Source organism: Tibeticola sediminis (assembly GCF_003843835.1).
Lineage (GTDB): Bacteria > Pseudomonadota > Gammaproteobacteria > Burkholderiales > Burkholderiaceae_C > Tibeticola > Tibeticola sediminis.
Genome location: NZ_RKQL01000001.1, coordinates 791,306 through 812,419 on the forward strand (window position 1 = coordinate 791,306; position 21,114 = coordinate 812,419).

At 65.7% G+C, this 21,114-nt stretch carries 23 protein-coding genes; 11 read left to right on the forward strand and 12 right to left on the reverse strand.

Translation table 11 applies throughout. The features are described from left to right. Positions 1 to 4 precede the first annotated feature (4 nt). On the reverse strand, positions 5 to 463 hold the full coding sequence (locus EDC62_RS03725; RefSeq protein ID WP_124220560.1) for an OsmC family protein: 459 nt from the start codon (positions 461 to 463) through the stop codon (positions 5 to 7). 92 nt (positions 464 to 555) lie between these two features. On the opposite strand from EDC62_RS03725, the gene ilvA reads away from it, so the two are divergent. Together ilvA and EDC62_RS03735 are read left to right on the forward strand one after the other, a co-directional pair. Further along, positions 556 to 2,169 carry a threonine ammonia-lyase, biosynthetic gene (gene ilvA, locus EDC62_RS03730; RefSeq protein WP_124220562.1) on the forward strand — a complete coding sequence of 538 codons (1,614 nt, stop codon included), beginning with the start codon at positions 556 to 558 and terminating at the stop codon, positions 2,167 to 2,169. A gap of 22 nt (positions 2,170 to 2,191) precedes the next feature. Further along, on the forward strand, positions 2,192 to 2,791 hold the full coding sequence (locus EDC62_RS03735; protein WP_124220564.1) for a hypothetical protein: 600 nt from the start codon (positions 2,192 to 2,194) through the stop codon (positions 2,789 to 2,791). Positions 2,792 to 2,963: 172 nt separating this feature from the next. Here EDC62_RS03735 and EDC62_RS03740 read toward each other — a convergent pair whose 3' ends face one another. Next, positions 2,964 to 3,563 carry a type II secretion system protein N gene (locus tag EDC62_RS03740; RefSeq protein WP_124220566.1) on the reverse strand — a complete coding sequence of 200 codons (600 nt, stop codon included), beginning with the start codon at positions 3,561 to 3,563 and terminating at the stop codon, positions 2,964 to 2,966. Between the two features lie 44 nt (positions 3,564 to 3,607). On the opposite strand from EDC62_RS03740, the gene gspG reads away from it, so the two are divergent. The 5 genes from gspG to gspK are packed head-to-tail and all read left to right on the forward strand — an operon-like array spanning position 3,608 to position 6,676. Then, on the forward strand, positions 3,608 to 4,063 hold the full coding sequence (gene gspG / locus EDC62_RS03745) for a type II secretion system major pseudopilin GspG (protein ID WP_124220568.1): 456 nt from the start codon (positions 3,608 to 3,610) through the stop codon (positions 4,061 to 4,063). Next, the gene (locus EDC62_RS03750) at positions 4,038 to 4,535 is read left to right on the forward strand and encodes a prepilin-type N-terminal cleavage/methylation domain-containing protein (RefSeq protein WP_124220570.1); all 498 of its coding nucleotides are present in this window, start codon (positions 4,038 to 4,040) and stop codon (positions 4,533 to 4,535) included. The genes gspG and EDC62_RS03750 overlap by 26 nt, the downstream gene beginning before the upstream one ends. A gap of 4 nt (positions 4,536 to 4,539) precedes the next feature. After that, a complete protein-coding gene (gspI, locus tag EDC62_RS03755) occupies positions 4,540 to 4,956 on the forward strand; it encodes a type II secretion system minor pseudopilin GspI (protein WP_245968730.1) in 417 nt (138 codons plus the stop codon). 8 nt (positions 4,957 to 4,964) lie between these two features. Continuing rightward, complete coding sequence (locus EDC62_RS03760) at positions 4,965 to 5,654, forward strand: PulJ/GspJ family protein (RefSeq protein ID WP_124220572.1); 690 nt, start codon at positions 4,965 to 4,967, stop codon at positions 5,652 to 5,654. Beyond that, positions 5,651 to 6,676, forward strand: coding sequence for a type II secretion system minor pseudopilin GspK (gene gspK / locus EDC62_RS03765; RefSeq protein WP_124220574.1), 1,026 nt, complete (start codon positions 5,651 to 5,653; stop codon positions 6,674 to 6,676). Before EDC62_RS03760 ends, gspK begins: the two co-directional genes overlap by 4 nt. Before the next feature lie 152 nt (positions 6,677 to 6,828). Here gspK and EDC62_RS03770 read toward each other — a convergent pair whose 3' ends face one another. From EDC62_RS03770 to EDC62_RS03815, 10 genes are all read right to left on the reverse strand, one after another. Next, complete coding sequence (locus EDC62_RS03770; RefSeq protein ID WP_124220576.1) at positions 6,829 to 9,777, reverse strand: Tn3 family transposase; 2,949 nt, start codon at positions 9,775 to 9,777, stop codon at positions 6,829 to 6,831. Positions 9,778 to 9,779: 2 nt separating this feature from the next. Beyond that, complete coding sequence (locus EDC62_RS03775; protein WP_124220577.1) at positions 9,780 to 10,337, reverse strand: recombinase family protein; 558 nt, start codon at positions 10,335 to 10,337, stop codon at positions 9,780 to 9,782. A gap of 142 nt (positions 10,338 to 10,479) precedes the next feature. Beyond that, complete coding sequence (locus EDC62_RS03780; RefSeq protein WP_124220578.1) at positions 10,480 to 10,914, reverse strand: EamA family transporter; 435 nt, start codon at positions 10,912 to 10,914, stop codon at positions 10,480 to 10,482. A 25-nt stretch (positions 10,915 to 10,939) separates the two neighbouring features. Beyond that, positions 10,940 to 12,292: an ATP-binding protein gene (locus EDC62_RS03785; RefSeq protein ID WP_124220579.1), complete on the reverse strand. Its 1,353-nt coding sequence runs from the start codon at positions 12,290 to 12,292 to the stop codon at positions 10,940 to 10,942. Next, a complete protein-coding gene (locus tag EDC62_RS03790) occupies positions 12,268 to 12,933 on the reverse strand; it encodes a response regulator transcription factor (RefSeq protein WP_124220580.1) in 666 nt (221 codons plus the stop codon). The genes EDC62_RS03785 and EDC62_RS03790 overlap by 25 nt, the downstream gene beginning before the upstream one ends. 22 nt (positions 12,934 to 12,955) lie before the next feature. After that, positions 12,956 to 13,714: a COG4705 family protein gene (locus EDC62_RS03795; RefSeq protein ID WP_124220581.1), complete on the reverse strand. Its 759-nt coding sequence runs from the start codon at positions 13,712 to 13,714 to the stop codon at positions 12,956 to 12,958. 9 nt (positions 13,715 to 13,723) lie between these two features. After that, a complete protein-coding gene (locus EDC62_RS03800; RefSeq protein ID WP_124220582.1) occupies positions 13,724 to 14,173 on the reverse strand; it encodes a hypothetical protein in 450 nt (149 codons plus the stop codon). A gap of 30 nt (positions 14,174 to 14,203) precedes the next feature. Beyond that, positions 14,204 to 14,986 (reverse strand): COG4705 family protein, encoded by a 783-nt coding sequence (locus EDC62_RS03805; RefSeq protein WP_124220583.1) that lies wholly within the window; start codon positions 14,984 to 14,986, stop codon positions 14,204 to 14,206. Between the two features lie 68 nt (positions 14,987 to 15,054). Further along, complete coding sequence (locus EDC62_RS03810; RefSeq protein WP_124220584.1) at positions 15,055 to 15,651, reverse strand: undecaprenyl-diphosphatase; 597 nt, start codon at positions 15,649 to 15,651, stop codon at positions 15,055 to 15,057. 57 nt (positions 15,652 to 15,708) lie between these two features. Continuing rightward, on the reverse strand, positions 15,709 to 16,044 hold the full coding sequence (locus EDC62_RS03815) for a PepSY domain-containing protein (RefSeq protein WP_124220585.1): 336 nt from the start codon (positions 16,042 to 16,044) through the stop codon (positions 15,709 to 15,711). 181 nt (positions 16,045 to 16,225) lie between these two features. Here EDC62_RS03815 and gspL point away from each other — a divergent pair, with 181 nt between their 5' ends. The 4 genes from gspL to gspD are packed head-to-tail and all read left to right on the forward strand — an operon-like array spanning position 16,226 to position 21,092. Further along, entirely contained in the window at positions 16,226 to 17,509 is a 1,284-nt protein-coding gene (gspL, locus tag EDC62_RS03820; protein ID WP_124220587.1) for a type II secretion system protein GspL, read from the forward strand. Beyond that, a complete protein-coding gene (gspM, locus tag EDC62_RS03825; RefSeq protein ID WP_124220589.1) occupies positions 17,506 to 18,027 on the forward strand; it encodes a type II secretion system protein GspM in 522 nt (173 codons plus the stop codon). Before gspL ends, gspM begins: the two co-directional genes overlap by 4 nt. Positions 18,028 to 18,043: 16 nt before the next feature. Beyond that, positions 18,044 to 18,886 carry a type II secretion system protein N gene (gene gspN / locus EDC62_RS03830; protein ID WP_124220591.1) on the forward strand — a complete coding sequence of 281 codons (843 nt, stop codon included), beginning with the start codon at positions 18,044 to 18,046 and terminating at the stop codon, positions 18,884 to 18,886. Positions 18,887 to 18,920: 34 nt separating this feature from the next. Next, positions 18,921 to 21,092: a type II secretion system secretin GspD gene (gene gspD / locus EDC62_RS03835; protein WP_124220593.1), complete on the forward strand. Its 2,172-nt coding sequence runs from the start codon at positions 18,921 to 18,923 to the stop codon at positions 21,090 to 21,092. Positions 21,093 to 21,114: the final 22 nt, after the last annotated feature.

Here is a 21,114-nt window from a genome sequence, read left to right on the forward strand (position 1 = left end):
GCGGTCAGCCTGTCAATTCTTCGATCAGCTCGAAGCTCGTCTCGATCTGCGCGGTCTTGCCCAGCATCACCGAGGCCGAGCAGTACTTGTCGTGGCTGAGTGCAATCGCCCGCTCGACGGCGGCGGGCGGAATGCCCCGGCCACGCACCGTGAAGTGCATGTGGATGCGGGTGAACACCTTCGGATCGGTTTCGGCCCGATCGGCCTTGAGGCTCACGGTGCACGCGCGCACGTCGTGGCGGCCGCGGCGAAGAATCAACACCACGTCATAGGCCGTGCATCCGCCGGTGCCGGCCAACAGCAGCTCCATAGGCCGCGGCGCCAGGTTTTGCCCGCCGAGCGCGGGCTGCGCCGGGTCGGCAGCCCCGTCCATCACGAGCGCGTGGCCGCTGCCCGTCTCGGCCACGAAGCCCATCCCCGAGCGTGTCCCGCACGCCCCCGTCCAACTCACGGTGCATTCCATCTTGGCATCCTTTGCTCAAGCCCAACCCGCGCGATTGTGCATGGGTGCGCGGCAACGCGAAGACGGGCGGTGCGTTCCCTTACGATATCCGCATGTCTTCCGCACCCCCACCCCAGCCGCTGACCGCGATCGATTACCTGCGCAAAATCCTCACCGCACGCGTCTATGATGTGGCCGTCGAGACCCCGCTCGACCCCGCGCGTCAGCTCAGTCGGCGCTTGCACAACAAGGTGCTGCTCAAGCGCGAGGACCAGCAGCCGGTCTTCAGCTTCAAATTGCGCGGCGCGTACAACAAAATGGCGCAACTCACGCCCGAGCAGCTGCAAAAGGGCGTCATCTGTGCCTCGGCCGGCAACCACGCGCAAGGCGTGGCGCTCAGCGCCCACCGCTTGGGCACGCGCGCCGTCGTCGTCATGCCCACGACCACGCCGCAGGTCAAGGTCGACGCGGTGCGCACGCTCGGCGGCGAAGTCGTCCTGCACGGCGACTCCTACTCCGACGCCTATGCCCACGCGGTGGAACTGCAGCGCCGCGAGGGCCTGACCTTCATCCATCCGTTCGACGACCCCGACGTGATCGCAGGCCAGGGCACGATCGCCATGGAAATGCTGCGCCAGCATCAAGGCCCGCTCGACGCGGTGTTCGTGGCCATTGGCGGCGGCGGCCTGATCGCCGGGGTATCGGCCTACATCAAGGCGCTGCGGCCCGAAATCCGCGTCATCGGCGTGCAGATGAACGATTCTGACGCCATGCGGCGCTCGATCGAGGCGGGTGAGCGCATCGAACTGGCCGACGTGGGCCTGTTCTCCGACGGCACCGCGGTCAAGCGCGTCGGCGAAGAAACCTTCCGGCTGGCGCGGCAATGGATCGATGACTTCGTCGTCGTCGATACCGATGCGGTCTGCGCGGCGATCAAAGACATCTTCGTCGACACGCGCAGCATCGTCGAACCTGCCGGCGCGCTCGCGGTCGCAGCCATCAAGCAATACGTGGCCGAGCACAAGACCCGCGGACAAACCTATGCGGCCATCCTCTGCGGCGCGAACATGAACTTCGACCGCCTGCGCTTCGTCGCCGAGCGCGCCGAAGTCGGCGAAGAACGCGAAGCCCTGCTCGCCGTCACGATTCCCGAAGAGCGCGGCAGCTTCCGCCGATTTCTCGAACTCATCGGCAGCCTGCCCGGCGGGCCGCGCAACGTCACCGAATTCAACTACCGCATCCAGGACCCGCAACGCGCGCATGTCTTCGTCGGGCTCACCACCCACACGCCGGGCGAAGGGGCCAAGATTGCCCAGCGCTTCAGCCGCCACGGCTTTCCCACGCTCGACCTCAGCCACGACGACCTCGCGCAAGAGCACATCCGGCACATGGTCGGCGGCCAGTCGCCGCTCGCGCACGACGAGCGGCTGTTGCGCTTCGTCTTCCCCGAGCGACCGGGCGCGCTGCTGAAATTCCTCTCGCTGATGCGGCCGGGCTGGAACATCAGCCTCTTTCACTACCGCAACCAGGGCGCAGACTACGGGCGCATCCTGGTCGGCCTCCAAGTGCCTCCGGAAGACGACGCCGACTTCAGCGAGTTTCTCCAAACGCTCGGCTACCCCTGGGTCGAGGAAACGCACAACCCGCTCTACGGCATGTTCCTGCGCAGCCCGAACCCCGCGACGCCAGACGTGAAAGACGGGCGCATGGGCTCCCAAATCTTCTGAAGCTTCCGCAATAATCCCAGCCATGTCCCTGCTCGACTGGATCTCCCCGCACAAGAAGGCACCCGCGGCGGCGCCGACCACACCCCCGGTGCCGGCCCAGCCCAGCCCCAAGCCACGCGCGGCCGAACTCAAAGCCGAGCGCGCGCGGCTGCGCGACCAGCTGCATCAAGTCGTACGCGAGTCCATGGTGCGTGCCGGCGTGCTCTCGAGCAGCTACAAGTTCAAAGTCATGGCGCTCGACCCCAAGGGCCAGCAGTTCCTGGTGCTGCTCGACCTCGCGCCCGAGCTCGACACCCGCCTGAGCACGCTCCAAGACATCGAAACCCTGATCGCGTCGGCGGCGAAGAGTCGGCACCAGATCACCGTCTCGGCGGTTTACTGGCGCTGCAGTGTCCACACCGCGCCCCCGCCCAAACCCGTCGAAGCCCCCAAGCCGGCCGCGAAACCCGAGGCTGCGCGTCAAAGCACGCCGCACGGCTTCGAGCCCACCGAAATCATCGACTCCCGCATGCCCAAGCCGGCCAGCGGCCTCGCCGAGGCCGAAACCCAAATCCTCGACGACGAACACGACCACCACCCGATCCCGGCGCTTGGGCCAACCCAGTACGGGGACTTGAGGTAGCGTTGACCTAAGGCAACGCTGAACAAGTCCCTCGCGCGTCGCGCATCCCGGCTGCGGGCGGTCTGCTTCGTTGCAAATCCTCGCCATAGCTTCGGCTATGGCTGCGGTTTGCGCCTCGCATCCCATCCCGCGGCCGGGCGCGCACCATCGCGGGAACTTATTCAGCGTTGCCCTAAGGCAATCTCGGGCTGGTCCCCATGATGGAGGGCATCGCCTGAGCGGGTGCCAAGCTGGGGACCGGCCCGGCCTGGGCTGCGCCCCCGACCCCCGACGCGGTCGACGACGCGGGCGGGGCAATCGGCAGCGGCAAGCTGCGCTCGGTGCCGTCGCGCCCGCGCAGACGAACCGAGCGCAGTTCGACGGCCACCAACACGACCCCAGGCTCGACCTCGGCACCCACCCGCACCGGGCGGGGCGGCTGGCCATCGACCGCGATCAGCGCTGCACCCGTGCCGCCGCGCGGACTCGCCACGATGCCGAGCACGCGCAGCCGCGACTCCACGGGGGGTGCTGCCGCCACCTCGGCGGCCGCGGGCGCTGCCGCTGCGCCCAAAGCCCGGGCCACGGCGGCGAGATCGGGCATGCCCACCGCACCGGGTGCCGTGGCAGTGACGGAGCCTGGCGCGGGCAGTGAGCCCTGCAGCGCCCGCGTGGCGGCGACACGCAAGACCCAAAAGCTCGCACTGGCCGCAACCGCTGCCCAGATGGCCAAGCTCATCAGCCACAAACCCAGGCGAGGGCCGAGCACCGCAGCGCGCAATCGAGTCTTCATGGTCGAAGATTATCATTGCCCTCAATGCTCTTCGACGCTCAACCATGACCGATCCAGCCGCCTCCTCGCTCCCCGCCCCTGCCTCCAGCCGACGCTGGCGCGGTTTCACGCTGATCGAGCTGATGGTCGTGCTCGTCATCATCGGCGTGCTCGCCGCGCTGATCGTGCCCAATGTGCTCGACCGCGCCGACGACGCGCGCGTCACGGCGGCGCGCACCGACATCGCCAACCTGATGCAAGCGCTCAAGCTCTACCGGCTCGACAACCAGCGTTACCCCACCACCGAACAGGGCTTACAGGCTTTGGTGAAGAAGCCGACGACCGGCCCGATTCCACCGAACTGGCGCCCGTATCTCGACAAACTGCCCGCCGACCCCTGGGGGCGTCCTTATCAGTACCTGAACCCCGGGCTGCATGGCGAAGTCGACGTGTTCTCCTATGGCGCTGATGGGCAAAGCGGCGGCGAAGGCAAAGATGCCGACATCGGCAGTTGGCAATAGGGCAACATCCGGAACTCGGGTGGCGCCCGGCAGGCCCATGGGGCCTTGCCCAAAAGCCGCGGCCGGCTTCACGCTGCTCGAACTGCTGGTGGTGCTCACCCTCATCGGCATCGCCACGGCCGCCGTGACCCTGAGCCTGCCCGACCGCAGCGAAGCCGCGTTGGAACGCGAGGCCATCCGGCTGGCGGCTCTGCTCGAATCGGCGCGCACACAGTCGCGGGCCAGCGGCTCGCCCATCGTCTGGGAGCCGGTCCCGGGGGGATTTCGCTGGCGTGGTGGCGTCGCGCCTTCGGCCGAGCCGAAGTGGCTCGAACCTGAAATTTCCGCCAGCACCCGCGCACCGCTGATGCTCGGGCCCGAGCCCATCATCGCGCCCCAGTCCGTCGAACTGCGCCACGCCGCCCTGCCGCAACGGCGCGCACGCATCTCCACCGACGGCCTGCATCCCTTCCAGGTCGACCTGGAAGGCTGAAGCCATGACCGCAGCCATGGGCCCGCCCCGAGCCTGCTCCAACCGACCCGACCGGCGCGAACCCCGACGCGGCTGGGCCGGTTTCACGCTGATCGAGGTGCTGGTCGCGCTGGCCATCGTCGCGGTCGCACTGGGAGCCGCGAGCCGCTCCGCGCTCACCCTGACCGACGCGGCCGATCGCCAGCGCGAAGCCCTGCTCGCGGGGCTCTGCGCGCAAAACGCCCTGGTGCAATTGCGCCTGGCGCGCACACTGCCCGCCGTCGGAGAATCCACGCAAAGCTGCATCCAGGGTGGCAAGACCTACACCGTGGCGCTGACGGTGCGCCCCACGCCCAACCCGGCACTGCTGCGGCTGACGATCCGGGTCGATGACGGCGAGATCACGCGCGCGGAAACGGTGGCGCTGGCCTCTCGATACTGAAGTTCTCCATGGACCGCGCATCGACCCGATCGCACCGCCGAAGCGCCGGCTTCACGCTGGTCGAGGTGCTCATCGCCACGGCGCTCCTGAGCGTGATGGCGCTGATCGCCTGGCGTGGCCTCGATGCGATGCAGCGCAGCGTGACGGTCTCGCAGGAGCACAGCGACGAGGCGCTGGCGCTGCAAGCCGTGCTCGATCAATGGCGCCGCGACCTCGATCAGATGGTGGCCTTGCCCGCCATGCAAGCGATCGACTGGGATGGGGTTGCCGTGCGCATCACCCGGCGCGACGCGGTCGACGCCGGATCGGGCGTGCGCGTCGTCGCCTGGGCGCGGCGCGGCGTCGATGGTGCCTGGCGGCGTTGGCAGTCCGAGCCCTTGCGCGACCGCGCCGAGTGGGCGAGCGCCTGGCAACAGGCGAGCGTTTGGGCGCGTGGGGACATGCGCGGGCTGGACGACGCACGCACGGTGCGCCTGGGTACGGTCACGGACTGGCGGCTGTTTTACTTCCGCAACAATGCCTGGACGAACCCGTTGTCGAGCGCGGACACGCCGGCCGCCGGCACGGCACCCACCGCGGCCGCGCCGCTCGTGCCCGAAGGCGTGCGCTTGATCGTCCAGCTTGCCGCGCCTCGGTCCCTCGCTGGGACGATCACGCTCGACTGGGTGCGGCCGACGCTCGCCCCGACACGCGGATGAATGCCCGGCCCGACGCCCCCCTCCGCGCCCGGCGCACGCCGCGCCGCGAGCGGGGTGCTGCCTTGTTGCTGGCCATGCTGGTCGTGACCCTGGTCGCGACCCTCGCTGCGCGCACGCTGTGGCAACGATGGCGGGCCATCGAGGTCGAGACGGCCGAGCGCACGCGCGCGCAAGCGGAGTGGCTGCTCACCGGAGCCGCCGACTGGGCGCGTCTGATCCTGCGCGAAGACGCCCGCAGCGGTGGCGCCGACCATCTGGGCGAGCCCTGGTGCGTGCCTTTGCAGGAGTCACGCCTGTCGAGCTTCGTAGCCGCCGGCGGGGGCGACACGAGCGGCATCGAGCGCGATGCCTTCCTCTCGGGGGCGATCGTGGACCTGCAAGGCCGGCTCAACCTCACCAACCTCGTCGAAGGCGATCGAATTTCCAAGACGGCCCAAGCCGCCTTCACGCGCCTCTATCGCCAACTCGGCTTGCCCGAATCCGAGGTCGATGCGCTCGCGCAGGCCTTGCTCGACGCGCGGCGCGCGAACGCTGCGGCCACGTCGACCGCGCCGCTGCCCCCGGAACGCTACGAGGACCTCGCTTGGCTGGGCCTGCCTGCGGCGCGGCTGCAGCAGCTCGAACCTTTCGTCACCCTGCTGCCCGAGCCCACCCCGGTCAATGTCAACACCGCGCCGCCGGAGGTCCTGATCGCCCTGTCCGAAAAGCTCTCGCCTTCGGACCTGCCCCGCTTGCTGCAAGAGCGCGCCAGCGCGCATTTCTCGACCACGCTCGATCCCCGTCTCGGCCCCGCGCTGCTGGAAGCCGGCACCCGCGGCCAGATCGCGGTCGCCAGTCGTTATTTCCAGATCCGCATCCGGGTCCGGCTCGACGCGCTCACGGTCGAAGAGGTGCTCGGCGTGCGGCGCGATGGTCTCAACGTGCTGCCCTTGTGGCGCACCCGATCCGGTGGGCCATCCGGCACAGAGGCTGAGAGGGCATTGGGCGTGCCCGAAGGGGCGCCCCAAAACGCGCCCGAGTAGGCGCAAAGCACAGCCGTAGCTCGGGCTACGGCGCGCATTTGCAACGCCCTCGGGCGTGTTTTGGGGCGTCAAAGCGGGCATGACCAATTCCCTTTCAGCCTGGGGTCGTCTCAGAAAACGGAAAATAAAGCACGCTAAGCCGGTTGCAGCGGTCAGAGCGGCCTGAAGTTTCCCGCGCCGATCTTGACGCTGCTGCGCCAGAGGTAGTCGCCGGTCAGGTTGATGTGCTCCCAGCCCAGCGGCGACAGGTACTGCAACAGCGCGGCATCGACGGCGTGGCCATGGCTACGCAAGGAGTTTGCGGCTCGTTCCAGATAGACCGTGTTCCACAGCACGATGGCCGCCGTCACCAGGTTGAGGCCGCTGGCTCGGTAGCGCTGTTGCTCGAAACTGCGGTCGCGGATTTCGCCCAGCCGGTTGAAGAACACGGCGCGGGCCAACGCGTTGCGGGCTTCGCCCTTGTTCAACCCGGCATGCACGCGGCGGCGCAGTTCCACGCTTTGCAGCCAGTCCAGGATGAACAGCGTACGCTCTATGCGCCCCAGCTCGCGCAGCGCCACGGCCAGGCCGTTCTGGTGTGGATAGCTGCCGAGTTTCCTGAGCATCAGCGAGGCCGTTACCGTGCCCTGCTTGATCGAGGTGGCCAGCCGCAGGATTTCGTCCCAATGGGCGCGTACATGCTTGATGTTGAGCGTGCCGCCGATCATCGGTTTCAGCCCGTCATATGTGGCGTTGCCCTCGGGGATGTAGAGCTTGGTGTCACCCAAGTCGCGGATGCGCGGCGCGAAGCGGAAGCCCAGGAGGTGCATCAGGGCGAAGACATGATCGGTGAAGCCCGCCGTGTCGGTGTAGTGCTCCTCGATCCGCAAATCCGACTCGTGGTACAGCAGGCCGTCGAGCACATAGGTCGAATCACGCACGCCGACGCTAACCACTTTGATATGAAATGGAGCGTACTGGTCGGAAATGTGGGTGTAGAAAGTTCGCCCTGGACTGCTACCGTATTTCGGGTTGATGTGCCCCGTGCTCTCGGCTTTGCCGCCGGTTCTGAAGTTCTGGCCGTCTGACGATGACGTGGTGCCGTCCCCCCAATGTGAGGCAAAGGGATGCCGGAACTGCGCATTGACCAACTCGGCCAGTGCTGTCGAATAGGTTTCGTCACGGATATGCCAGGCTTGCAGCCAGGACAGCTTGGCATAGGTCGTGCCGGGGCAGGACTCGGCCATCTTGGTCAGGCCAAGATTGATCGCATCGGCCAGGATGGTGGACAGCAGCAGGTGCTTGTCCTTGGCCAAGTCACCCGATTTCAGGTGCGCAAAGTGCCGGGTGAAACCCGTCCACTCATCTACCTCCAACGACAATTCGGTGATCTTGATGTGCGGCAGCGCCATCGCCGTTTGGTCGATCAGCGCCTGTGCGGTGTCGGGCACCGCCGCATCCAGCGGCGTGATCTTCAAGCCGGACTCGGTGATGATGGCATCTGGCAGGTCGTTGGCCAGTGCCATGCGGTTGACGGTGGCAAGCTGCGTTTCCAGCAGCGTCAGCCGGTTGTGCAGGTACCTGTCACAGTCGGTGGCCACGGCCAGCGGCAATTCGCTGGCCTGCTTGAGGCTGGCGAATTTCTCGGGTGGTACCAGGTAGTCCTCGAAGTCCTTGAACTGGCGCGATCCCTGTACCCAGATATCGCCGGAACGCAGCGCGTTCTTCAGTTCCGACAGGGCGCACAGCTCGTAATAGCGCCGGTCGATACCGGCGTCGGACATCAACAGTTTTTCCCAGCGTTTCTTGATGAAGCCGGTCGGCGCATCAGCAGGCACCTTGCGGGCGTTGTCGGCATTCATGCCGCGCAGCACCTCGATGCCTTCGAGCACGTCCTTGGCAGCGGGCGCAGCTCGCAGCTTGAGTACGTCGAGGAGTTCCGGTGAATAGCGGCGCAACGTGGCGTAGCTCTGACCGATGCGGTGCAGGAAATCGAAATCCTCGGGCTGGGCGAGCTTCTGCGCTTCGGTGACGCTCTCGGCAAAAGCGTCCCAGGACATGACGGCTTCGATGGCGGCGAACGGATCGCCACCGCTTTGTTTGGCCTCGATCAGTGCCTGGCCGATGCGCCCGTACAGGCGCACCTTGGCGTTGATCGCCTTGCCGGATGCTTGAAACTGCTGCTGATGCTTGTTCTTGGCAGCGTTGAACAGCTTGCCCAGGATACGGTCGTGTAGGTCGATGATTTCGTCGGTGACGGTGGCCATGCCCTCGATGGCCAGCGCCACAAGGGTGGCGTAGCGGCGCTGTGGCTCGAACTTGGCCAGGTCGGCAGGCGTCATCTGGCCACCCTCGCAGGCGATCTTGAGCGGCCGGTTCTGGTGCACCAGTCGCTCTACGCCGGTGGGCAGGTCGAGCGCCTGCCAAGCCTTGAGGCGTTCGATGTGTTCAAGCATATGCCGCGAGTTCGGCTTGGCAGGTGATTGGCGCAGCCAGGCCAGCCAGGTCGTCTTGCCGTTGTCGCGGCGCTTCAGCAAATCATCGAGGCGATGCCGATGCGCGCTCAACAACGGATTGGACAATGTTTCGTAAATACGCCGGTTGGCGCGTGTGATCGCCTCGGCACTGGCGCGCTCGATGGCGTTGATCGCAGGCAAAATGACCGACTGCCGCCGTAGATGCTCAATCAAGGCACTGGTCAGCACGATGCCTTTGTCGGTCTGCATGGCCAGCTCGGTCAGTGTGTGCACGGCTTGCCGGTAGTGGCTCATGGTGAAGGGCTGGAAGCCGAACACCGTTTGCAGCTCGGCCAGGTGCTCGCGGCGGGTCTGCTCTCGCTGCCCGTACTCGTTCCAGCTTTCGACGCCAACTTTGAGCTGATCGGCGACCAATTTCAGCAAGGGCGGAAACGGCGGTTGATCGACGCCAAGGATGATGCCAGGGAAGCGCAGGTAGCAGAGCTGCAACGCGAAGCCCAACCGGTTTGCTGGCCCGCGCCGTTGCCGGATGAGAGACAGGTCGGTTTCGCTGAACGTGTAATACCGGATCCGGTCGTCCTTAGTGTCCGGCAACGCCAGCAGGTTTTCCCGCTCGGCGGCGGACAAAATGGAACGCCGAGGCATAGCTATCCAGTTCTCAAGTATTGATACAGGGTTTCGCGGCTGATGCCATAGTCGCGAGCGACAGTCGCTTTTTGCTCGCCCTCAGCAATGCGGCGCTTCAGCTCGACAATTTGCGGTTCGCTCAGGGACTTTTTCCGGCCTCGGTATGCGCCACGCTGCTTGGCCAGCGCGATACCTTCACGCTGCCGCTCCCGAATCAAGGCACGCTCGAACTCAGCAAACGCGCCCATCACCGACAGCATGAGATTCGCCATCGGCGAGTCTTCGCCGGTGAAGCTCAAACTTTCCTTGGCGAACTCGATGCGCACACCGCGCTTCGTCAGCTTTTGCACCAAGCGCCGAAGGTCATCGAGATTGCGGGCCAGCCGATCCATGCTATGCACCACCACCGTGTCGCCGTCGCGCACAAATGAGAGCAAAGCATCGAGTTCCGGCCGCTGGGTGTCCTTGCCCGATGCCTTGTCGGTGAACACCTTGTCCACTTGGACTTGTTCAAGTTGCCGTTTCGGGTTCTGGTCAAAGCTGCTGATCCGGACATAGCCGATACGTTGACCTTTCAAGACGCCTCCGATGCTGAATGTGTCAGGAAAGAATCTATGACGTTTGGCGGCATGTGTCAATAAATTACAAACCAAAGCCTATTCTGACGCCGCGTGTGCGATGTGCCTGACATCAGGATAGGGTACAGCCCAATCTGACGCGTCAACGCTTGAAGGCCAACAAGAGAACGCCCCCAGCGACCATTGCAATTCCCGACCATTCCCGGAGTGATGGACGTTCGCCCAGAAATGCGAACGCGAACACAGCCACCAGAACGAGGCTGAGCTTATCCACCGGTGCGACCTTGGATGCATCGCCGATCTTGAGCGCACGGAAATAGCACACCCACGATGCACCTGTGGCCAAGCCTGACAACCCGAGGAAAAGCCACGTCTTAGGTGACAACTCCAAGGGGTTGGCCCATTTGCCTGTGTAGGCGACAAACGCCGACAGGACGACTATGATGATTGCCGTTCGGATCAAGGTGGCCAGATCAGAATCAACCCCCTGAATGCCGACCTTGGCAAAAATGGCCGTTAGTGCCGCAAAGGCTGCGGACAGCAAAGCCCAATAAAACCACCCCCCTGAAGAAACCATTCCTCCTCCCCTTTGTTCAATGTCGCTACTTCATGGGAACGATGACCGTAGCGATTAAGCCAGTTTGCTGAACGTCATCTGCGAAATCGAGGCGAATTTCTGCGCCGATGCGGGAAACAATGGTCTGGACGATGGAAAGCCCCAAACCCGAGCCGATCTGCTCACTGCCCAACGTGCGGTAGAAGGGATCAAAAACCCGGTCCCGTTCGGACAGCGGGATGCCTGGCCCGCTGTCCTGAATGCGCAGCTCGGCTTTTCCGTCCGATACGCCCAAAGAAAGATCGACTTTCCCTCCCTCTGGCGTGTAGCGGATGGCGTTATCGACCAGATTCTTGATCACGGCGATCATGTCCAACTCGCTCGCCCACACTTCAGCGTCTTGCGCGCCTTCGACGCCGATGTCGATGTGCTTGGCCTCGGCCAGCGGCATGAGGTCTTCCAGCACGCGGCGGTAGACGCTTTGGACGGAAACAGGCGACTGTGGCAAGTCGGTGGCCGACTGCGCCTTGGCCAAGGTCAGGAGTTGATCCAGCAGGCTACGGCCACGCTCGATCCCTTGGCGCAGCACTGTTAGCCGTTCACGTGCCAGCTCGGACATTTCCGCGTCTGCCAGCCGTTCCGCTTGCAGCGACATGGCGGTCAGCGGCGAACGTAGCTCGTGTGCGGCATCCGCTACGAAGCGTCGTTGGGATTCCATTGATTGGCCGACACGGGCGAGCAAGCGATTGATCGCCACGGCGAACGGACGTACCTCGACCGGAAGGTGGCGGTCCTCGACGGGGTGCAGTTCCTGCTCGGCACGCTCGTCGATTTCCTTGGAAAGCGCGGCAATGGGCCGGAACATCTTGCGCACCAGGTCAGCGACGATCAACAGTAGCACCGGCACGAGAATCAGGAAGGGCATCACCGTGCGCAGCGCCCCATCGCGGGCAATTTCATTGCGGAAGCCGGATTCCTGAGCCACGGCGATGCGTTCACCAGCAGCCGTGGTCTTGACCAGTACGCGGAAGGTCTCGCCGCCAACCTCCAGCGTATGCAGCCCATCAGTCAGTGTCGTCGGCAAGGAAAGTGTGCCGCCTGCATCCACGCTTGCCGCAGAGGATCTGGCGTCCCCCAAGCGCTGGACGATGACGCGCGATTCTTCATCGACATCCTTGAGTTGGGTATCGATGGTCGGTGCGGCTGGCGACAGACGCTGGCGGTCGATGAGCTGCGCCACTTGACGCAGTACATCATCCTGTAGTTCGTGGGCCTCGTCGAAGGCGGACAGGAACGAAAAGACGCCTGCCACAATGGCCACCACGAGGATGGCCAGCGACAAGGTGAAGGACAGCTTGAGCTGAACCGATTCGTTTAAGCGCCTTTTGAGACCATCCATCCGACCCCCCTGACGTTCCTGATGATCTCGCTGCCGAGCTTGCGCCGCAGGGCATGGATCAGATATTCGACGGCATTGCTTTCGACCTCTTCCCCCCAGCCGTAGATACGATCCTCCAGCTCGCTGCGCGAAAGAATGGCTCCGGGTCGCACCAGCAGGGCTTGCAGCAGTGAGAATTCTCGGTTGGACAATTGCAGTGGGGAGCAGCCATTGACGCTGGCCTCTTTGGTGGCTGGATCGAGAGACACCACGCCATTGCTGAGCACAGGCGCTGCGGTGCCACCTTTGCGCCTCAGGACGGCGCGCATCCGGGCCAACAGCTCCGCCATCTGAAAGGGCTTGGACACATAGTCGTCGGCCCCGCCATCCAGGCCGCGCAGACGGTCATCCAGGCCGTCACGCGCCGTGATGATGAGCAGAGGGATCGGGTTGTCCTTGGCGCGGATGCAGGCCAGCACCTCCAACCCATCTTTGCCGGGCAGGCCCAGGTCGAGTAGCACCAGGTCGTAATGCTGGCAGTCCAGCGTCGTGAGCGCCGTCTGCCCGTCTTTCACCCAATCGGCGGCGTAGGACGCATCCTTCAATGCGCCCTGAATCGCGTCACCAATCATCGGATCGTCTTCGACCAGCAATACCCGCATTCCCCCTCCGTTCAATCGTTGTTCAATGCGCCGTCCTGGCCGCCCGCTGCCTAAACAGCAGGATCGCGATCAGCATGAAGGCCAGCAGCGCGGCCGATGCCGAATAGCGGCTCAGCGCCAGACCGCCCGCGCTCAGCGGCTTGTCCAGAAAGTCCCCGACCACGGCACCCAGCGGGCGCGTCAGAATGAACGCCGCCCAGAACAGCAGCGTGCGAGACACGCCCGTCCAGTAGTAGGCTGCCACGACCAGGGCAAGCAGACCGCCAAACACAACGGCTGCGCCCGTATAGCCCAAGCCCGCTGTATCAGCCGTCCAGTCGCCCAGCGCCGTGCCCAGCGTCTGGGAAAACATGATCGTCAGCCAGTAGAAGGCTTCCGCCTTGGGCGAGCTGACTGTGCTCACCGACACGGAGCCGAGGGTGCGATACCAGACGAAGAGCGAGCCGAGCAGCAAGACCAACAGCAAGCTCGAACCGCCAGCGTACCCGATTCCCAGCGATCGATCCGCAAAATCGGCCAACGTCGTACCGACCGTGGTGGTGGCGATGATGGTGGTCCAGTACAGGAAGGGATGGAAGCCTTTGGCCTTGACCTGCGCGACGACGGCAGCCAGGAAGATCGCCGCGAAGATGCCCGTGCCAACTAGGTAGCCCAGGTTCATGGACATCGAGACGGCATCGCCGCCGGTTTCGCCGAGTGTCGTGGCGGCAATCTTGATGAGCCAGAAGGCCAAAGTGACTTCGGGTACCTTGGCCAACGCGTGTTCAGTGGATGGTTTCATGGGGCACGCTCACTTTCCTTCGAGCGTGTCGAATGTTTTCAGCAAGGCGACCATCGCCGCCTTGCTGTCGGATTGGATCGGCGTGTCAGCACGGAGCGCCGCAAGGGACTTGTCGATGGCCCTATCGAGCACGTGCCAGTCATCGGCGGCTCGTGGTTTCAGTCCTGCTTCGGCTGAGTCCCATGCGATCTCCAAATCCTTGATACGGGCTTTGGCAGCGGGCAAGTCGCCTTTGTCCACGAGGGTGGCGACATCGGTGGCGATGTTGTGGAACGACGACAGATCCCCTAGCTTGGAAGCGGCTGTGCCCCGCGTTGGCGTGGCAGTCTGCGTCGTTGCGGCGGATGCTGCGCTTGCGTTGTTCTGATCGGCGGGCTTCGAGCAACCGGCCGCCAGGGCCAGAAGCACGGCTGCCGACACGGCAATCACAGGACGAGCGATTGAGTGCTGTTTGAGCATGATTTCCCCTTGAACTTATAAAAAAGATGGTTACTCGGCAACTTGGGCAGAGCGGTTGCTGTTCATGCCGATTTGCGCCACAGCCACCAGCATCACGATCACCGAGAGGAACAAGGCACTGGTCCACATGGCACCCATGCCGAGGCCGCCATAGAGCTTGGCCTGCGTCAGCAAATCGCCGAGCGCCGCGCCGAAGGGGCGGGTCAGGATGTAGCCGATCCAGAAGGTCAGAACGGCGTTGCCGCCCATGCGCCAGGCTGCGTAGGTGATACCGATCAGCGCACCGAAGGCGAGCGCACCCCAAGTGAAGCCCAGACCCAATGCCTCGGTCGCCAAATCGCCAGCAGCCGTGCCCAGCGCGAACGTGCACAGGATGGCCGCCCAATAGAAAAGCTCCCGGCTGCGCGTCACGATGTCGTGAATGGACAGGGTGCGCTCGACCCGATACCAGACGAAGAAGATCGCGGCGAGCGCACCGGCGAACGCCGAGGTGCTGATGTACAGGCTGACGCCAAGGCCATCGGTCAGCAGATCGGTGATCTGGGTGCCGACTACGCTGACCAGTACCACCGTCAGCCAGTAAATCCAAGGGGTATAGCGGCGGGTACGCAATTGCATGAACAAGGCGGCTGCCAACAGAGCCGCCATGACGGTTCGAGTCACGCCTTGGCCCAAACCTGCGTTGACCGCCAGGAAATCGGCACCTGTCTCGCCCACTGTGGTGGACATGATCTTGATGATCCAGAACGACAGCGCGACTTCTGGGACTTTATTGAGCCAGCCTATGGTGCTGCTCGTGGGCAATTTGTTCATGGTGTTCTCCTGCCTAGGTAAAATCGTTGGCATCAGTCTGGCGGGGCAGACTTAGCCCGCCCATAGGCTCAATCGCGCACCCACCCCAGCGCGATCAGCCTGCCGAAAAGCCGGCGATGGATGTCGGTGGCAAACCGGTAGATCGCCCCCAGATACCAGTGCGCTCCCTGCGCCGTCAGCCAGGCACTGAACGCAGCGACCACGACGGCTCCGAGCATGTCGAATGGGAAGTGAACTCCCAGGTAGATGCGCGCCCAGGCGATAGGTACGCCCAGCAAGGTCAGCGTGATGCCTGCATTGCGCGGGCCGCCTTGCAGCACGAGGCTGAAGGCAACCGCCCACCATAGCGTCAGGTGATCGCTTGGGAATGACGAGTCGGCAACATGGGGAATAAGGGTATGACCCAGGCCGATCATGAAGGGCCGTGGATGTGTCCACGCCAAGCCGATGAGCTGGTTGACGAGTAGCCCCAGCAATCCCGATGCAGTGGCAACGAGCATCGCCTTGCGAGTGCTCTCGCTGCCGCGCAGCCAGCCGATACCGATCAGAAGTGGAATCGTCCAGATGAACCACTCGGCAAGGAGGATGGCCACCATCGATATCAGCGTGCCGGGATGCTCGGGAGCATTGAGCCAGAGAAAAAGAGTTTGGTTGAGTGATTCCATGAGGTCTCCGGGCCGGATCGCCTGATAGGGGAACGATCCGGCCATGCTGCCGGGATGTCAGTCCCGCTTGTCGTAGTCGTCATCGTGATCTGCCTTGTCCTCGGCAGACGAGATGACCGTCCCCTTGTCGGCATCGACCCGAACGTCGAAGACCTTGGCCCCACTGACGACTTCCACGTCATAGACCCAGCCTTGTTTCGAGTTCTCGTACTCGGCACGTGAAGCCTTGCCGTTGGCGTGTTGCTCGGCAATGGTGACAGCTTGAGTCAGCGGAATCTTGGCCTTGTTGATCGCCAAGGCGTCGTTCTCCATGCTGCCATTGGCGGCGTAGGCGACCGCACCGGTTGCAGCGATGGCGATGGCCAGCAGGGAAAGTTTGGTGTAGCGGTACATGATATTTCTCCAGAAGAGTGCAGGGATTTGCACAGTGGAGAAGGTACGCAGGCAGACTTAGCTGGTACTGAGCTACGCCGTCGCCTCTGTAGATGTTGGGCAACGGCTTAGCGCCCTTTTTTTCCGTTTTCTGAGGCGACCCCAGCCTCACAGGCGCACCCCTACAATCTGCCGCACCGTCATGAGCAGCCTGCGCGTCCTCGTCCTCCTTCCTCTCGGCACGGCCGATGCGGCGCGCTACCGCTGTGTCGCGGTCTCGCCGGGCCCAACGTCCATGGACGAAGGCCGCGCGCCGCCGCTGCTCACGGCCAGCGCGACGGCGCTGCCCGACCCCGGCCCGCTGGGTGAAGTGATCGCAGTCGTGCCGCTACAGGCGCTGTCCTGGCACCGCGTGACCTGGCCCCGCCAGCAGCCGCTGCGCGGACCCCGCGCGGCGGCCGTGCTCGCCGGTCTGCTGGAGGAACAACTGCTCGACGAACCCGCGTCCCTGCATTTCGCCCTCGAGCCCGACGCTGCTGACGCGGCCGCGCGCGGCGAGGCGCTGTGGGTCGGCGTCTGTGATCGGGCCTGGCTGCAATCGCATCTCGATGCGCTCGAAGCGGCGGGCCGGCCGGCTCGACGCCTCGTCCCCGAAGTCGCCCCGGTTCCACGAACCGAAGCCAACAGCCCGTCCTGGACCTTGCGCGCCGTCGAAGGCAGCGAAGGCCCGGCGCTCATCGTGCAAGGGCGGGGCTTTTCCGGGGGCGCGGCGCGCCTACCGCTCGAGTCGTCGTGGGTCGAAGCCGTCCTCGGTGGCGCGCCGCTGCCCGACGATGCGCGGCTCTACGCCGAACCCGGCGTGCTCGAAGCCGCCGAACGCACGCTGCAGCGCCGCGCCGAGCTGCAAACCCCGGCACAAGCCTGGCTGGCTGCCGCCCAATCGCCTTGGGATCTGGCGCAATTCGACTTTCGCAGCATGGGCCGCGCGCGTTGGGCCCGGCTCGCGGCGGCCTGGCGCGCCTTGGCGCACGAGCCGCAGTGGCGGCCGGTGCGCTGGGGCCTGGCGCTGCTGGCCCTGGTGCCGTTCGTGGGTCTGGAAGTCTGGGCGGCCCAGGAGCGGCGCATGCTCGCGGCGCTCGACGCCCAGGCCCGAGCCCTCGTGACGCATACCGCACCCGAGATCCGCCCCCTGGTCGATCCGCTGCGCCAGCTCGAGCGCGCGGTGCAGTGGCGCCGCGCGACCACCGGCCAGCCGGGGCCGGCCGACCTCGAGCCCTTGCTCGGCACGCTGGGGTCGCTGGGCGCTTCGGTTCAAAGGATCGAACTCGACGCTGCGCGGGTGCTGCTGGTCGGCATCGAGCCGAAGGCGGCCGCGGCCCTCGATGCGCGGCTGCGCCCGCTGGGTTGGCGTGCGCGCCGCGTCGAAGCCGACCGCGTGCAGGTCGAGCCGGCTGACGAAGCCGCCACCACCGGGGGACCGCGATGAGCACCGGGAATGTCCTCAGCGAGCTGCGGCGGTCCTGGGCGACGGCGGCGGCGCTCTGGCGTCAGCGCCCAGTGCGCGAGCGCGTCGGCGTCGGCCTGGCGCTCGGCTTGCTCGTCGCGGCGCTGGTCTGGACGCTGCTGCTGGCACCGGCGCTGCAGTTGTGGCGCAGCGCCCCGCAGAAAGAAGCCGCAGCGCTGCAGCGGCTCGAACGCATCCAGGCGCTTGCTGCCGAGCACGACGCGCTCCAGCGGCTGCCGCGCCTGCCGCGTGCCACCACCGTCGAACGTCTGCGCGCCGCCCTCGCCCAGAGCGTCGGCACCAGTGGCCGGATCGAGGTTCAAGGCGATCGCGCCGTCGTCACCCTGTCTGAAGCGCCGGCCGACGGTCTGGCGCGCTTGCTGACGCAGGCCCGGGAGCGTGCGCATGTGCTGCCGGTACAGGCCAAGCTCGAGCGGGCCGCCACGCCGGGCCTGGCACGCTGGAGCGGCACGCTCGGATTTGCGCTGAGTGAGGAATGAGAGGCTGAGCCCCGCCATGGCCCCGCGTTCATCCAGCACCCCCGGGCTTTTGGGCCGTTTCGGCGCCGCGCCACACCCCACCGGTCGGCGCGCGGCATGGACGGGCGCGGTCGCGGGCGGCCTGGTCGGAACCCTCGCGGGCCTGGCCATCGCCGCGCCGGCCTCCTGGGCGGCGCAAGCCGTCGAAGCCGCCTCGGGCGGACGGGTGCGGCTGCACGCGCCCCTGGGCACGGTGTGGAACGGCTCGGCCTCGCTCGCCCTGCATGACGAGGCGAGCGGCCGCGGCAGCGCGGCGCTGCCCGGGCGCATCCACTGGCAACTGCGCGCGCAGGGCACGGGGCTCCAACTGGCGCTGAACGCCGACTGCTGCACGCCCGAGCCGCTGCGGCTTCGCTTGGCCTGGGGTTGGCGGCAGCTTCGGGTCCGCCTCGAGCCGCTGGTGCAGCCTGCGCGCTGGCCGGCGCAGCTCTTGAGCGGCTTGGGGGCGCCCTGGAATACGCTACAACCCGAAGGGCAAATCGCGCTGGCCAGCCCCGGCTTCGAGATGCACTGGGCCTCGGGGCGTCTGCGCCTGGACGGCCGCGTCGACCTCGAATTGAGCGACCTCGCGACGCGCGTCTCGCCGCTGCGGCCACTGGGCAGCTACCGGCTGGTGTTGCGCGGCGGCGAGGTTCCCGCCCTGGACTTGAGCACCGTTTCCGGCCCGCTGCAACTCGAGGGCAGCGGCAGTTGGAACGGCGCGCAGCTGCGGTTTCGGGGAACGGCGCAGGCGGCCCCGGGGTCGGAAACCGCGCTGTCCAACCTCTTGAACCTGTTGGGGCGCCGCGAGGGCCCCCGCGCGATCCTCTCCCTGGGCTAGGGCAGCCTTTGACCGTATTCCTTTGAGCGCAAAGATGGACATCCGAATCGACTCTCTTCTCTTCCGACGGACACGGTCCCTGACATGGGCGGCGATCGCTCTCGCGCTCGCTTGGGGCGCGGCTTCGGCGCTCGCACAAACCAGCAGCGCGCCGCGCAGCGCCGAGCCCGTGGTCCTCAACTTCCAGGGCGCGGAGATCGAAGCCGTCGCGCGCACGCTGGCCACGCTCAGCGGTCGCCAGGTCGTGGTGGACCCGCGCGTCAAAGGCACGATCACGCTGATCAGCGAACGCCCGGTGACGCCGGCGGCCGCGTGGAACCAGTTCGTCGCCGCACTGCGCTTGCAAGGGCATACCGTGGTCGAATCCGAGGGGCTCTACAAGGTCGTTCCCGAAGGCGACGCGAAGGTGCAAACCGGTGTGGTAGGCGCGGGCTCGGTGCCGTCGAGCGTGGGCGGGCAGGTGATCACGCAGATCTTTTTTCTGCGGCATGAATCGGCCAACAACCTGCTGCCGGTGCTGCGGCCGCTGATCACGCCGGCCAACACCATCAATGTGAATCCGGGCAACAACAGCCTTGTCATCACCGACTACGCGGACAACCTGCGCCGACTGGGACGCATCATCGCCGCGATGGATCAGCCCAACGCGACCGACGTGGAAGTCATGGCGCTCAAACATGCGATTGCCAGCGAGCTCGCCCCCTTGGTGAGCCGGCTGGTCGAGACGGGCGCCACCGCCACGAGCGCGCCGGGTGCCGCCGCGGCCGACAGCGGCCCGCGGCTTGCCATCCTCGCCGAGCCGCGCAGCAACGCGCTGATCGTGCGTGCGCCCAATGCCGCGCGCCTGGCGCTGATCCGCTCACTCGTCGAAAAGCTCGACCAACCCGCAGCGAGCGCGGACGCCAAAGCGCCCGCGGCAGGGAACATCCATGTCGTCTATTTGAAGAACGCCGATGCGACCAAGCTCGCCGCGACCTTGCGCGCAGCGATTTCCGGTGAGGCGCGCGGTGCTTCGACGCCGGCCGCGTCGAGCGGCTCTGCGGCGAGTACCGCCCTGACCACCGCGACCGCCACCACCACCGCCCCGGGCACGCGTTCGAGCGCCGCCACCGAGGCGACCACCGGCGGCCAGATCCAAGCCGATGCGGCCACCAACGCGCTCATCATCACCGCGCCCGAGCCGCTCTACCGCCAACTGCGCGCGGTGATCGACCAGCTCGATGCGCGGCGCGCGCAGGTGTTCGTCGAAAGCCTCATCGCCGAAGTGAACGCCGACAAGGCGGCGGAATTCGGCATTCAGTGGCAAGGGCCGATCGGCAAGAAAGGTGACGGCGTGGTCGGGCTGCTGGGGACGAACTTCAGCATCGGCGGTGCCAACATCATCGAACTCGCCGCGCAGAGCGCGAGCAACCCGAAGGCACCCTCGACCGGCCTCAACTTCGGGCTCGCGCAGCGCACCAACGGCATCTATGTGCTGGGCTTTCTCGCGCGCTTCCTGCAAGCCAATGGCGACGGCAACATCCTCTCAACGCCCAATCTGCTGACGCTCGACAACGAAGAGGCCAAGATCGTCATCGGCCAAAACGTGCCTTTCGTGACCGGCCAATACACCAACAACAACAGCGGTGGCAACGGCGCGGTCAATCCTTTTCAGACGATCGAGCGCAAGGACGTGGGCCTGACGCTGCGGGTCAAACCCCAGGTCAGCGAGAGCGGCACGGTGAAGCTGCAGATCTTCCAGGAAGTGTCGAGCGTCGCGCCGAGTTCGATCAATTCGCCCACGGGGCTGATCACCAACAAGCGTTCGATCGAATCCACCGTGCTGGTCGAAGACGGCGGCATCGTGGTGCTCGGCGGTTTGCTGCAGGATGAATACGCCGACAACGAGGAAAAAGTACCCGGCCTCGGGGACGTGCCACTGTTGGGCAACCTGTTCAAGAGCCAGACGCGCAGCCGCAAGAAGACCAATCTGATGGTGTTCCTGCGCCCCGTGGTGCTGCGCGACGCGCAAAGCACCGACAGTCTATCGATGGACCGCTACGAACTCATGCGCGGCACCCAAGGCGCGGTGCAGCCGATGGAGTCGGCCGTGGTGCCCGTCAACGCCGCGCCCATGCTGCCGCCGCGGGGCGCACAGCCGCGCGCCAGCGCGCCGGCCGCTGCCCCCGCAGGCTCGGCGCCGCAGCCGGTCTCGGGCGAGCGCTGAAGCGCACACAGCCGAGGTTTGC